The sequence below is a fragment of the Halopolyspora algeriensis genome (genome assembly GCF_003337235.1).
In the GTDB taxonomy this organism is placed as follows: Bacteria; Actinomycetota; Actinomycetes; order Mycobacteriales; family Pseudonocardiaceae; genus Haloactinomyces; species Haloactinomyces algeriensis.
This window is the reverse complement of record NZ_QPJC01000003.1, coordinates 159089-172031: the sequence shown is the minus strand read 5'-3', so window position 1 is coordinate 172031 and position 12943 is coordinate 159089. Positions and strand designations below refer to the sequence as shown.

Here is a 12943-nt window from a genome sequence, read left to right as displayed (position 1 = left end):
TTCGGAGATTGGTGGGGCCGATGCCTTGTACGGCACAGGATGTGATCGCGGCGCTGCGCGCGGGCGCGGAGACCGTCACCGAACATCGCGATGAGCTGATACGGCTGGACCGTGCGATCGGCGACGCCGACCACGGGGAGAACATGGACCGGGGATTCCGTGCGGTCGTCGCACAGCTGGACTCCGCATCCCCGCGGACTCCCTCGGCGGTGCTGAAACTGGCGGCCACCACGCTGATCTCGTCCGTCGGTGGTGCCTCCGGCCCGCTGTACGGCACCGCATTCCTGCGGGCCGCCTCCGCGGCCGGGGATGTCACCGAGCTCGACGGACGTGCGGTCGCGGACGCCCTGCGGGCCGGAATGGAGGGCGTCACGGCACGCGGCAAGGCCGTCACCGGCGACAAGACCATGATCGACGCGTTGGCGCCTGCGGTGGAAGCCGCGAAGGCCTCCGCCGACAGCGATGCGACGGCGGCCACCGTGCTGGCGGTGGCCGCTGATGCCGCGCGTACGGGCGCCGAAGCGACCGAACCGATGGTGGCACGCAAGGGCCGTGCCTCCTACCTGGGAGAGCGCAGCGCCGGGCACCTCGACCCGGGAGCCCGGTCGACGGCGTTGCTGCTCGCGGCGTTCGCCGACACGGTGAGGACGGACCGATGAGTGTGGGACTGGTGATCGTCGCGCACAGCGGGCGGTTGGCCGAGGGAGTCGTCGAGCTGGCCGCACAGATGGCCCCCGAGGTGCGGGTGGTGCCCGCCGGGGGACTTCCCGACGGTGCGACCGGTACGGACTTCGAGACGGTCTCGGCGGCGTTGTCGGATGCCGACAGCGGTTCCGGTGCGGTGCTGCTGTACGACCTGGGAAGTGCGCAGATGACCGCGGAGCTCGCCGTGGAGTCGCTGGGAGATCCGAGTACCGCGATCGTGGCCGACGCGCCCCTGGTCGAGGGGGCGGTCGCCGCTGCCGTCGCCGCGCAGGGCGACAGCGATGTGGAAGCGGTCGCACGCGCGGCCGCCGGCGCGGCGAGCATGGAAATGGCCGGGGCCGAGCCGGGGAGTGCGGCCGGTGCGGAGCCCGCGCCCGGGCAACCGGCCGCTGCCGGGGAGAGCGCCACCGCTGCGGCCGAGATCCGCGAAGAGCTCGTCCTGGACAACGAGATCGGTCTGCACGCGCGGCCCGCGGCGATGCTGACCCGGACGCTGACCGGCTTGGACGCCACCGTGACGATCGTGTTCGGAGACAAGGAGGCCGATGCGGCCAGTGTGCTGGGTCTGATGGGACTCGGGGCCCGCCAGGGCGATCGGATCACCATCCGCGCGAGCGGCCGGGACGCGCAGCAGGCGGTGCAGCGAATCCTGGATCTCGCCGCTCGCGACTTCGACGAGTGACGGGTCTTCTTGCTTCTCGCCGTGCCGGCCGGTCCCTGTGGTCTGCCCACGCACGATCCTGCGAGTTAGGGTGACGCAATGCCGCCGCGTCGTCGTCTCCGAAGTACGCCGGTGACCCTCGCGCTGCTGTTCGTGGTGCTGGCGGTCGGCTGCGCAGGAGGGGTCCGCAGCGTGCCGGGTCCGGGGCGCGGCAGTGCACCGGAGCCTCATCTGTCGAGTGCGGTGCTGGGGGATGTGCGCACGGTGGACCCGTGCACGCTGACCGACCCGGCAACGCTGCAGCGGTTCGGGCAGGTCCGCAACGCGGGAACCGTCTCGCTCGACTACTGCCTGCTGCACGTTCGCATGTCGGGGAGAACACTGCTGCAGCTTGCCGTGGGCGAGCTGCGGAAGGTCGACCCGGCCGAGGTCACGCGGGGAGTGCCGGTGACCCGCCGAGGGGCGTTGCGGATCGTGCACAGCGCACCGCTGCCCGGTCATTGCACCCGGCAGATTCTGTTCTCCGACGGAATCGCGATGCAGGTCAGCGCCGACCTGCTGGCAGGGGACCCCACGTCGGGGCTGTGCCGGGTGGCCGAGGCGGGAGCGAGAACGGCCGTCGACACCATCGCGGCGGAACGGGTCGGGCACCGCTGGTTTCCGCCGGACTCGCTGGCCCTGATCGACCCGTGCACGGTGGTGGACACCGCGGTCGTGCAGCGGGTGCCCGGGCTGAAGGGGGCTCGCCCCCGCTCCAGTCCGGGGCGGCACCAGTGCCAGTGGGGTCCGAACAAAGCCGGGCATCCGCGGGTCCGGATGGTGCACACCGCGGGAGATCCTCCCCGGGTCTCCCGCGGTGCTGCGGTCGCCGAGCGGATCGCCGGGCGCCGCACGGTGGTCGGCATCGTCGGCGGCAACCCCCGAACGCCGCTGTGCATGGCCGAAACCGCGCACATCCCGTTCGAGGCTGCCGGGACGGGACAGGTCGAGGTGGCCATGCTGGTGGTCGCGATTCCGGGCAGTGACGGTATTCGCGCCTGCGAGTTCGCTCGAGGCCTTGCCGAGCGGATCTGGCCGAGGTTGCCGCCTGCGTGACAACCGGTCGGGTCGGGGCGTGCGGCCTGCGGTTAACGTGGTGTCCGTGCCACGCCGAAACCGCCCCGGCCGCCCGAAACGGGCGCGGCCCGACGCCCGCCCACTGGGCTCCGGTTTCGGCTTCTCACAGGTGGAGCCGGGGCCGGACGGGGACTGGTTGGTGCGCACGGTGCCCGCGGCACAGGCGACGAAGATGTACCGCTGCCCCGGATGCGACCACGAGATCCGTCCCGGGGTGGGGCACATCGTGGCCTGGCCCGCCGACGAGTACGGCAGTGTCGAGGATCGGCGTCACTGGCACACCGGTTGCTGGAGAGGGCACCGGCGCCGCGGTCCGAAACGGTCGTGGCAGGATCGTCGGTGATGAGTACCGACATCCGTGCCAACACCGTGCTGCCGGGACGGCGGGAGCCGATCACCCTGCACACCGCCGACGAGCTGAACCTGGTCGGTGAGCTGTCCCTGCCGCAGGACCGTGCTCCGCGAGCCACGCTCGTGTGCCTGCACCCCTTGCCCACGCACGGCGGGATGATGGACTCGCACCTGATCCGCAAGGCGGCCTGGCGCCTGCCCGCCCTGGCCGATCTCGCGGTGCTGCGGTTCAACACGCGCGGCACGGTCAGCGAGGCCGGGCGCAGTGAGGGCAGCTTCGACGGCGGTGACTCCGAGCGGTTCGACGTCGCCGCCGCCCTGGAGTACGCGGAGTTCCACGACCTGCCCGACGTGTGGCTCCTCGGGTGGTCGTTCGGCACCGACCTGACACTGGTACACGGCCTCGACCCGCTGGTGCAGGGTGCCGTGCTGATCTCCCCGCCGCTTCGATGGAGCACCGAAGAACACCTGCGTGCCTGGGGCGAGTCCGGCAAGCCGGTGCACGCCTTCATCCCCGAGCACGACGACTACCTCCAGCCGGAGGAGGCGCGACGCAGGTTCGCCACGATCCCGCAGGCCAAGGTGGTCGGCTTCCCGGAGACCAAGCACCTGTGGGTCGGCAAGGACAAGCAGGCCCTGGACGCGATCGTGCAAGCCGTGGTCCCGGAGGTGCCGACGCCCCTGCCGACCACCTGGGACGGTCCCGCCGAAACCCGCCAGGTCACCATCGTCGAGTCCTGATCACCATCGCCTCCTCGTCTTGTCGACTCCGGCTCGTGCATGCGGGAAAGGCCGACCGGCCGGGCCGACAGCGGCGGGTGCGCGAAGGGTGATCGAGTGCGGCACCATGGGGCCGTGCATTACATCGAGTCGGGAGCGGGACCGCCGCTGGTACTGCTGCACGCGTTCCCGGTGGACGCACGGATGTGGCACGGCGCGCGGACGTTGCTCGAAGAACAGGTCAGAGTCATCGCCCCGGACCAGCGGGGTCTCGGGCAGAGCGCGCTGGACGGCTCGTCGGCACCGGACCTGGCCGACGAGGGCGCCACCCGGCGTGCTGCGGAGCAGCCCGGCCTCGGAACGGTGGCCGCCGATGTGCTCGCGCTGCTGGACAGTCTCGGCCTGTCGGAAGTCGTCCTGGGCGGGTGCTCGATGGGCGGGTACGTCGCGACGGCCGTGCTGCAGGCGGCGCCGGAACGCGTCTCCGGCCTCCTGCTCGCCGACACCAAGGCGGTCGCCGACAACGCGGAGCAGCGCGACAACCGCCTCTCGGTCGCCGATCGTGCCGAACGCGAGGGCACGTCGGGCTGGCTCGCCGAGAACAGCCTGCCCGGTCTGGTCGGTCGGACCACTCGCAACGAGCGCCCCGAGGTCGTCGACGAGATCGGTGCTCTGATCGACAGTCAGCCCGCCGAGGGAGTGGCCTGGGCACAGCGTGCGATGGCGGCCCGCCCGGACGGTACGGACACGCTTCGCGGCTTCACCGGCCCCGCCCTGGTCGTCGTGGGGGAAGAGGACACGATCACCCCGCCGGAGATCGCCAGGGATGTCACGGCGGTGCTGCCGGACGCGGAGCTGGTCACCCTGCCAGGGGCGGGGCATCTGTCCGCGATGGAGACTCCCGAGGCATTCGCGAATGCCGTGCTGCCCTGGCTGAACCGGTTCGGCAGCTGAACCGTCCCGGCTGGACCGTCCAGTGCTCGCCACCGGGACTCGCTACTGGGAACTGTTGCTCGGTTCGTTGGTGTCCACCCTGGCCGTACCACCCGGCTGGGAGGTTCCCGTGGTCGACTCGCTTTCGGAGATGGGCACCTTGATCCGCTGCGTCGGCGGGTCGTACGGATCGGTTTCCGCGCTCGCGCCACGCCGGATCCGCTCGGTCGCCTCCTCGGAGTTCGGCGATTCGGGTGCGGACTCGTCCTCGTCCTGCGTGGCCTCCGATGACGGGCGCGGGGTGTCCAGCGCTGCTTGCGTCTCCTGACGTACCTGTTCGCGAGCTTTGGCGGCCACCTCCCGCAGCCTGGTTTCCTCCGAGTCCTCGTCGTCGAGGCGCTCCAGGATCGGTGCGGTCTGCCCGAACAGTTCGGTGGCCTCGCGCAGTTTCGCGGCCACCGCGTCCCGAAGCTCGACCAGCGAGGCCACCTGCTCGTCGGCCTTCTCCACGCGCCGCAGGCACTCCTGCGTGGTCTCGCCGATGCGCCGTTCGGCGTCCGCGCGGGACTCGCGGAGCATCCGGTTGCTCTCCTCGGTGGCCTCGGTGACCAGCCGTTCGGCCTCCTGCTTGCTCTCGCGTTCGCGTTGCTCGGCGGCTTCGGTGCTCTCGCGATGCAACCGCTCGGCTTTCTCGGTGGCCTCGCGAACGAGCCGGTTCGACTCGTCGGTGGCTTCCCGCACTCGCCGATGTGCTTCGTTGGTGCCTTCCCGCAGACGCCGGTTGGCTTCCTCGGTGGCCTCTTCCACCCGCCGTTCGGCCTCGGCCTTGCTGGCGGCCTCCTGCTCGGCGAGGGTCCGCATGGATTCGGTGCGCCGGGCGGTCATCGCGATCTCGAAGTCCTCTTCGACCTGCTCGCGGCGGGCCTGCGACTCCTCGTCGGCTCGTTTGCGGTTCTCCTCCGCCTCACGGGTGATCCGCTCGGCTTCGGCTTTGGCCGCGTCCAGAACCGAACGATGCTCGGTCTCCATCTCGGCGCGCCGCTCGTCCGTCTCGGTGATCAGCTGCTCGTAGCGATTCCGCAGCTCGCTCGCCTCGGACTCGGCCGCGGAACGGACCTCGGCCGCATCGCTTTCGGCCCGGCTGCGGATTTCGGCGGCTTCCTCCTGGGCCAGGCGCAGCATGTGCTGCAGACGCTCGCTGAGCCCTTCCAGGGTGGTCGGCGGCTTGGCCAGCCGCTCGACCTGGCCGCGCAGGTTCTCGACCTCCGAGCGGACCGACTCCAGCTGTTTGGACAGGTCATCGGCCTGCGAAACGGCAGCATCCCGATCGGAGGTGAGGATGCTGATGTCGGCGTCGACGCGTTCCAGATACTCGTCGACCTGGGCGCGGTCGTAGCCACCCCTTCGGACGACGTCGAAGCCCGATCCCAGTGGCAGCAGATCACGATCGTCGGCTTGGCCCATACCTCAACGCTACCTGCCCGCCGTCGTTGCCGGTGGCCGGTGTGGACGGCGAACCGATTTCTCACGTCCGCGCGGTGGGTGATGAGCTACTGCGGTCCCACGAGGTCCGCTTTCCGGTGGCCGCCCCGGCGGGTATCGGTGACCACTCGCCGAGTACCCGGCATGAGCAGCGAAAAGGGCACTTGACCACCAGGTCGTTCACGACGACTGTGTGGTTCCGGACGGGCCGGGCGGTGGCCGATGCTGCGCGGAAAGCCTTTCAGCGGGCGGGCTCCACCAGTTCCACGAGAACACCCCCGGCGTCCTTGGGGTGGACGAAGTTGATCCGGCTGTTCGCGGTTCCCCTGCGTGGTGCCTCGTAGAGCAGCCGGACACCCTTGGTGCGCAGCGCCTCGCAGGCCGCGTCGACGTCGGTGACGCGGTAAGCCAGTTGCTGCAAGCCGGGGCCGTTGCGGTCCAGGAACTTGGCGATGGCCGAGTCCTCGCGCATCGGCGCGAGCAGTTGGACCCGGGTGGCGCCGGTGGTGTCCCCCGGCGCGGCCAGCATCGCCTCGCGCACTCCCTGGTCCTCGTTGACCTCGCTGTGGGTGAGTACGAGCCCGAAGGTCTCGTGCTGGAAGTCGATCGCGGTGTCGAGGTCGGCGACCGCGATGCCGACGTGGTCGATGCCGCTGAGGAGTTCGCCGAGTGCCTGCTGCATGCCGCGGAGCGTAGCGCCTGCCGGGCCGTGACGAGAGAAGCCGCGCCTGTGCGCCGCCTCACACATCCCGTGTTTCTCCGGCCGCGGGTATGGCCCGCACGAGCCGGACCGGGCAGCATGGTGAGAGCCCGGCGGGAAGCGAGTCCGCGACCGGCACGGTCGGCGGCCGCGGCCGGGCATCGTCGACGCAGCAGTGACAGCACCGGGAGGAAGCCGTGGGAAGTTCCGTGATCGTGGCCGGAGCGCGTACGCCCATGGGACGGCTGCTCGGATCGCTGAAGGACTTCTCGGGTGCCCAGCTCGGCGGGGTTGCGATCGCCGCCGCGCTGGAGCGTGCGGGAGTGCGGCCCGATCAGGTGCAGTACACGATCATGGGGCAGGTGCTGACCGCGGGTGCGGGCCAGATCCCCGCCCGGCAGGCCGCGGTCGCCGCCGGTATCCCGATGGACGTTCCCGCGCTGACCGTCAACAAGGTGTGCCTGTCCGGGTTGGACGCGATCGCGCTGGCCGACCAGCAGATCCGGGCCGGTGAGTTCGACATCGTGGTCGCAGGTGGCCAGGAGTCGATGACCCAGGCGCCGCACCTGCTCGGCTCCTCGCGTGAAGGCTTCAAGTACGGCGACGTGCAGATGCTCGACCACATGGCTCACGACGGGCTGTTCTGCGCCTTCGATCAGGTCGCGATGGGGGCTTCCACCGAGAAGTACAACTCCCGGCACGGCCTGACCCGCGCCGAGCAGGACGAATTCGCTGCACGCTCGCACCAGCGTGCGGGCGCGGCGGCCTCCGGCGGCGTCTTCGCCGAGGAGATCGCCCCGGTCACCGTGCCGCAGCGCAAGGGCGAGCCGGTGGTGGTCGACACCGACGAGGGCGTGCGCCCCGACACCACGGCCGAGGGCTTGGGCAAGCTCCGTCCGGCATTCGCCGCGGACGGCACGATCACCGCCGGGTCGGCCTCGCAGATCTCCGACGGTGCGGCCGCGGTCGTGGTGATGAGCAAGGCCAAGGCGCAGGAACTCGGCCTGCCGTGGCTGGCCGAGATCGGTGCGCACGGAGTCGTCGCCGGGCCGGACGCAAGCCTGCACGAGCAGCCTTCCAACGCGATCAAGGCCGCCTGCGCGCGGGAGAGCCGTGAGGCCGGCGAGTTGGACCTGGTCGAGATCAACGAGGCCTTCGCCGCGGTCGGAATCGTCTCCGCCCGCGCTCTCGGCCTCGACGAGGAGCGGGTCAACGTCAACGGCGGAGCGATCGCGCTGGGGCACCCGATCGGCATGTCGGGCGCGCGTCTGGCGCTGCACCTGGCGCTGGAGCTGAAGCGGCGCGGTGGTGGCAGCGGTGCCGCGGCACTGTGCGGTGGTGGCGGCCAGGGCGACGCCCTGATCCTGCGCGTGCCGCAGAGCTGACGGTGGGTGCGCAGCTGAGCGCGAAAGTCAAATCGCTTCGACGGTCAGCAGGGAGTCGAGCCCGGTGAAGTCGTCCGGGTTGCGTGTGATCAGCGTCATTCCCCGTGCGAGTGCGATCGAGGCGATCAGGAGATCGGCAAGCCGACTTCGTGGTTGGCGTCCTGCCTGCTGGACTGCGGCGAAGACCTGCCCGTAGGAGCGGGCCGCAGCAGCATCGAACAGGAGTGGGTCGAAGCGGGATTCCACCGACTGCAAACGCCGTAAGCGCGTGGCCCGCACCGAGGGTTTGGCGGAGGCATGGGTTCCTGCCGCGAGTTCGGCGATGGTGACCACGCTGATGTAGTACTGGTCCGCTGTCAGCGCTTGTGTGTCGATCTCGGGAAGATCGATCACAACACAGGTGTCCAGCAGTGCTTGCGCTTTACTCACCGAGCAGCCCGTCCTGATCCACGATCCGATCCAGATCGGCGAAGAATTCGGCGGAATCCAGGGCGGGTTCCTCGGCCGCGATCTCCGCGAGTTCGTCGCGGGTGACGAACGCGCGAGGCTTCAGAGGATTGAGTTGTGCCACCGGCGTGCCGTTGCGGGTGACGATGAAGCTCTCGCCCTCTTCCACTGCTTCCAGAACTGCTCCGCTGTCATTGCGTAGTTCGCGTTGGGTGATCGGATGGTTCATGGCAACAGTCTAAACCGGGGTGGCTACAATGTGCTACGCCATTCTTGGGGTGCCTGAAGACCCCGAAATCCCCCGGAGATGTCCCGCAACGGGTGACACCGAGCGAGATCAACAGCGTGCTGCCGGGCTATCCTGGCAGGTATGAAGTGGCTTCCGGGTGGATGGCAGCGAGCCGATCGGGTGGATACGCAGCGGGCGACCGTCCCACGGCGGGCGACGGCCGAACAGCCCACCGTGGCTCATCGCGGTCAACCGCCCCGGCAGGCCACGGCGCAGTATCCGCAGCAGCCCGATCCCGCCTCCCCCGGACCGGAGACGAAGGCCTACGGCAGGGAGGAAGCCGTACCCGCCGCGCCCGCCCCGGTTCTGGGCAGCGAGGTACGTGACGTCGACGTCAGCGCCGCCGCTTTCCGCAACCTGCTCGTCGGTGGCGGTGTCAGCGGATTCCTCACCATCCTGTGCGCGGCAGCGCTGACCGACGACGGTGGCAGCGTGTGGTTGTGGTTCTGGCAGATCGTGTTCGGTGCGATCTTTCTGTGGTTCGTGGCTTCGGCGAAGGGATCGTTGAGCAGCAGAGGCTTTCTGCTGGACCGCCATGCGCTCCACGCGCGCACCAGGGGAGAGGTCTTCGGAATCCCCTGGTCCGAGATCGGTGCGGCCGGGATCGGCTCACTGCCTCCGATCCAGCGGAAACGCCCGGTCCCGCCGGAGCGTCGCCGGGCTTTCGAGTTCTATCCGGCCGATCCCGAGTTCGTCCACCGCCATCCCGAACTCGAACGCTGGCGGATCGACGAGCCCGCCCCGATGCCGGGACTGCCCGGCGTGCGCTACCGCTTCCACCTGCCCCCGTTGAGCCGCCTGCCCCGCCGGCTGGAACATGCCGTGCAGGAGCTCGCCCCGCACAAATGGGTCGGCCACTACCGGCGCCAATTCCCCCCGCAGTAGGGGGTGGGGAGTGCTGTGGTGGCCTGCTCGAGTGGTTGCCGAAAACGCATCTCGACGCCACGCCCGGCACCGAGGAAACAGGCGCTACCCGAGGCTGGCGAGGGGATCCGCCGGTGACAGCGCGGGATCACCGATCGTGAAGGTGCGAGTGGGGCCGCTCCCGGTGCGGGCCGTCTCGAACCGGACGGTGACCCGTCCGATCCCGGCGCCCTGCACCCAGCCGTGCCCCCACTCGGGATGGTGGATGTCATCACCCGCCCGCCATGCCGGGGCTGGCATCTCCTCGGTCCCCGGGGCAGCCATGGCCGGCGGTGTCTCGACCGGAGCGTGGGAGCGCAGCGAGTCGGCAGCCGGCTCATCGGCCGGGTTGCCGAACAGGGATTCCTGTTCCGCGGTGGCCAGGCCCGAATACGACACGCCCACCAGCCGCACCGGTGTCCCCGGTGGTGCCGCCACCGGGGTGAGCCGCCGGGCCGCGGCAGCCAGCGCGGAGAAGTCGCTCGTCGCCGACGGAAGGGTCTCCGCCCGGCTGATCGTGGTGAACGAGGAGTCGCGGGCCTTGACCGTCACCGTGCGCGCGGCACGGCCGGATGCCACCAGGCGGCGGTGAGCTGCCTGGGCCATCCCGGTGACCTCCGAGGTCAGTTTCCCGGAGTCGGTGATGTCGGTGTCGAAGGTGGTCTCCGCGCTGACCTGCTTGGCCTCGCCGCGTTCGGCGACCGGATGCTCGTCGACGCCCTGCGCCAGCCGGTGCAGCTCGATGCCGTGTGCCTGCCCCAGCAGCGAGATCACGTCCCCGGGCTGCAGCGCGGCGAACTCTCCGATCGTGCGCACGCCGATGCGGTGCAGTTTCGACTCGGTGATGGGGCCGATGCCCCAGAGCTTGCGTACCGGCAGGCTCGCCAGCAGCTCCCCTTCCTGCTCCGGTGGGACGATCAGTGCGCCGTTCGGTTTGGCCAGCCCCGAGGCGATCTTGGCGAGCTGTTTGCCGGAACCCGCGCCGATCGACGCGGTCACCCCGACCGTGTGGTGAACCTGCGCGCGCAGCCGGGAGGCGAAATCCCGCACCACCTCGGTCGGTGCCCCGGTCAGCTCTTCCGGTTCCAGAAACGCCTCGTCGATCGAGACCTGTTCGACGTGTTGCGAGGCCGCACGCACGATCTCGAAGATCTGTCTGCTGACCGCTTGATACAGGCGGAACCGGGGCGGCAGGATCACGGCGACCGGGCAACGGCGCCGTGCTTCCGACATCGGCATCGCCGAGCGAGCACCGTACTCGCGGGCCTGATAGCTGGCGCCCGCGACAGTGCCCCGCGGCCCCAGGCCGCCCACGAGCACGGCACGATCACGAACCGTCGGCCGGGTGAACTGCTCCACGGATGCGAAGAACGCGTCCATGTCGACGTGCAACACCCATCGCTTCACACCGTCATTGAACGAGATGCGACCGACATCGACCAAGCTCGGGTCCAGCGTGTCGGCACCGCTGCGCAAGCCAACCCGCGTGGCCACCCGATGTGGCCTCCAACGCTGGGCAACCCCTTCGCCCGGAAGGACTGCACCTGAGGAGACGGTTCACCGACCACCGCGCCAGGTCGATCGTGAAAACACCCTCTTACCGATGGGAGGGCTGTAGATACGCCCAGGCGTAGGCGGTCATCGCATCGCGCAGATACACGGCCAGTCCCGCGGGCTTGCGGCGCTCGATGCGCTTGCGGAACTTCGGTTGACTCACATACATCCGGGCAAGCCGGATGTAGGATTCGTGGTCCGGCGTCCAGAAGTGGCAGATCCAGCGGTAGTGCTCGCCGATCGCCTCCAGGGTGCGCGGGTCGTTCTCGGCCACACCGGCGGTGAACAGTTCGGTGATGCGGTTGCTGATCCGATGCCAGTCCTGCCCGACCTCCTCGATGTCGGGATTCCCCTGGACCGGCAGGTTCCCGGTCTCGACGCGGTCGGTTCTCTCGGGGTCGATGTCACCGATCAGGGCGGTGCCGTCCTGCCCGGCCTCGGCCCGATCGAGATCGGCGTTGCTCTCCACCGGCTGCACGGCGCCCTCCTCTGCTGACGGCGTACGACAGTGTGCGGCCGCAGAAGTGTGCCCGCTCCCGGCCGCGGTTGTCACCTGCTCGGGTGACAATAGCCGAGAGAGCCCGGATGTGGTGACTACTCGGAGGAGAACACGGGCGGGCGGCAGTGCACCGCCACGAGCTCACCCTCCAGCCGGACGGCTCCCGCCGAGTGGGGGAGAACGGCGGTGTGGCCGCGCTGCAACTCGAGGTCGCCGTTTTCGGCCCGCAGTGTTCCGGAGCCTTCCAGAACGATCAGGACACCGAAGGACGGTGCCAGTTCCAGCGCGCCGCGCGGATGCAGCCGCTCGGCGAGAAAGAACTCCGAAGCCTGCTCGACCAGCAGCGGCACGCGAGGACCGCCGTGCTGCGCGGTGTGCTTGATCAGACCGGACAGCGCCTCCGTGCCGAAACCCGCCCGGTTCACGGTACGCAGCGCGGCCCGGTGCTCCAACCCGAGGAAAGCGCTTTCGGCATCGGCGAGAAAGCCCTCCCATTCCAGGGTGATCGAGAAGTCCGTGGGTTGCTGCAGCTCCACGACGAAGACCCCGGCTCCGATCGCGTGCGGCGTACCGGCGGGTACGTGCACGGTGTCGCCCGGCCGAACCGGGATCTCGTTGAGAGAGCCCAGCATTGCCGAGGAGTCCTGCGTGCGCACCCAGTGCTCCACGGTCTCCGGCGCGACATCACTGCGGAAACCCAGGTACACGACCGGTTGCGGTCCGCTGGTGCCCACCACGATCCACGCCTCGGTCTTGCCGAACCTCGATCCGAGATGCTGCCGGGCGAAGCCGTCGGTGGGATGGCAGTGCACGGGCAGGCGTTGCCCCGCATCGAGCAGCTTGACCAGCAGAGCGGTGTCGTCGCCGAAGGCCGCGATGTGCTCGTGCCCCAGCCATGCTTCGGCATCGGCGGCCACGGCATCGCGCAGGAGGCGGCCGTCCGGCAGTCGGGTCAGTCCCGACTCGGAGTGGCCGAACCGTGCCGTCGTGGAGGCCACCCAGTCCTCGGGGCCGAACTCGCGGTCATCGCTGCTGCCGCGCAGCTCGGCGATATGCCTTCCGCCTCGGTAGAACTGGTGGGGCTGGTTGGCCGGTAGTGCGATGACCTGTGGTGCGGCTGCTTCGGACTGCCCGGCGGCTGCGGCTGGCACGGTGCTCCTTTCGCTCGATCCGGAAGGCGAGGCGGTGCTGCGGCGAA

15 protein-coding genes are annotated in these 12943 nt (G+C 69.8%); 8 read left to right on the top strand and 7 right to left on the bottom strand.

Going from position 1 to position 12943, the window contains the following annotated elements:
- The first annotated feature begins 20 nt into the window (after positions 1–20).
- The 6 genes from dhaL (at position 21) to DFQ14_RS07225 (ending at position 4507) form a co-directional block, all read left to right on the top strand.
- Positions 21–659, top strand: a complete 639-nt coding sequence (gene dhaL, locus DFQ14_RS07250) for a dihydroxyacetone kinase subunit DhaL (RefSeq protein WP_114452331.1) — start codon at positions 21–23, stop codon at positions 657–659.
- Positions 656–1387: a dihydroxyacetone kinase phosphoryl donor subunit DhaM gene (gene dhaM, locus DFQ14_RS07245; RefSeq protein ID WP_114452330.1), complete on the top strand. Its 732-nt coding sequence runs from the start codon at positions 656–658 to the stop codon at positions 1385–1387. The genes dhaL and dhaM overlap by 4 nt, the downstream gene beginning before the upstream one ends.
- Positions 1388–1465: 78 nt before the next feature.
- Positions 1466–2461 carry a DUF3558 domain-containing protein gene (locus DFQ14_RS07240; RefSeq protein WP_114452329.1) on the top strand — a complete coding sequence of 332 codons (996 nt, stop codon included), beginning with the start codon at positions 1466–1468 and terminating at the stop codon, positions 2459–2461.
- A gap of 46 nt (positions 2462–2507) precedes the next feature.
- Positions 2508–2825 carry a hypothetical protein gene (locus DFQ14_RS07235; protein WP_179951514.1) on the top strand — a complete coding sequence of 106 codons (318 nt, stop codon included), beginning with the start codon at positions 2508–2510 and terminating at the stop codon, positions 2823–2825.
- Complete coding sequence (locus tag DFQ14_RS07230; RefSeq protein ID WP_114452328.1) at positions 2825–3574, top strand: alpha/beta hydrolase; 750 nt, start codon at positions 2825–2827, stop codon at positions 3572–3574. Before DFQ14_RS07235 ends, DFQ14_RS07230 begins: the two co-directional genes overlap by 1 nt.
- Before the next feature lie 114 nt (positions 3575–3688).
- Positions 3689–4507 (top strand): alpha/beta fold hydrolase, encoded by an 819-nt coding sequence (locus tag DFQ14_RS07225; RefSeq protein WP_114452327.1) that lies wholly within the window; start codon positions 3689–3691, stop codon positions 4505–4507.
- A 42-nt stretch (positions 4508–4549) separates the two neighbouring features.
- On the opposite strand, the gene DFQ14_RS07220 is transcribed toward DFQ14_RS07225, so the two are convergent.
- Positions 4550–5950, bottom strand: coding sequence for a M protein (locus DFQ14_RS07220; protein WP_114452326.1), 1401 nt, complete (start codon positions 5948–5950; stop codon positions 4550–4552).
- Positions 5951–6209: 259 nt separating this feature from the next.
- Positions 6210–6650, bottom strand: coding sequence for a methylmalonyl-CoA epimerase (gene mce, locus DFQ14_RS07215; protein WP_114452325.1), 441 nt, complete (start codon positions 6648–6650; stop codon positions 6210–6212).
- A gap of 215 nt (positions 6651–6865) precedes the next feature.
- On the opposite strand from mce, the gene DFQ14_RS07210 reads away from it, so the two are divergent.
- The gene (locus tag DFQ14_RS07210) at positions 6866–8053 is read left to right on the top strand and encodes an acetyl-CoA C-acetyltransferase (protein WP_114452324.1); all 1188 of its coding nucleotides are present in this window, start codon (positions 6866–6868) and stop codon (positions 8051–8053) included.
- A 27-nt stretch (positions 8054–8080) separates the two neighbouring features.
- Here DFQ14_RS07210 and DFQ14_RS07205 read toward each other — a convergent pair whose 3' ends face one another.
- A complete protein-coding gene (locus tag DFQ14_RS07205; RefSeq protein ID WP_114452323.1) occupies positions 8081–8482 on the bottom strand; it encodes a type II toxin-antitoxin system VapC family toxin in 402 nt (133 codons plus the stop codon).
- Positions 8475–8729 carry a type II toxin-antitoxin system Phd/YefM family antitoxin gene (locus tag DFQ14_RS07200; protein ID WP_114452322.1) on the bottom strand — a complete coding sequence of 85 codons (255 nt, stop codon included), beginning with the start codon at positions 8727–8729 and terminating at the stop codon, positions 8475–8477. The genes DFQ14_RS07205 and DFQ14_RS07200 overlap by 8 nt, the downstream gene beginning before the upstream one ends.
- 141 nt (positions 8730–8870) lie before the next feature.
- On the opposite strand from DFQ14_RS07200, the gene DFQ14_RS07195 reads away from it, so the two are divergent.
- On the top strand, positions 8871–9674 hold the full coding sequence (locus DFQ14_RS07195) for a hypothetical protein (protein WP_114452321.1): 804 nt from the start codon (positions 8871–8873) through the stop codon (positions 9672–9674).
- 84 nt (positions 9675–9758) lie between these two features.
- Here the strand turns inward: DFQ14_RS07195 and DFQ14_RS07190 are convergent, their stop codons facing one another.
- The 3 genes from DFQ14_RS07190 to DFQ14_RS07180 all read right to left on the bottom strand — a co-directional run bounded on the left by DFQ14_RS07190 (position 9759) and on the right by DFQ14_RS07180 (position 12896).
- Entirely contained in the window at positions 9759–11072 is a 1314-nt protein-coding gene (locus tag DFQ14_RS07190; RefSeq protein ID WP_246195711.1) for a DNA polymerase IV, read from the bottom strand.
- 217 nt (positions 11073–11289) lie between these two features.
- Positions 11290–11724 carry a TipAS antibiotic-recognition domain-containing protein gene (locus tag DFQ14_RS07185; RefSeq protein ID WP_114452320.1) on the bottom strand — a complete coding sequence of 145 codons (435 nt, stop codon included), beginning with the start codon at positions 11722–11724 and terminating at the stop codon, positions 11290–11292.
- A gap of 116 nt (positions 11725–11840) precedes the next feature.
- Positions 11841–12896: a class I mannose-6-phosphate isomerase gene (locus tag DFQ14_RS07180; RefSeq protein ID WP_114452319.1), complete on the bottom strand. Its 1056-nt coding sequence runs from the start codon at positions 12894–12896 to the stop codon at positions 11841–11843.
- Positions 12897–12943 lie beyond the last annotated feature (47 nt).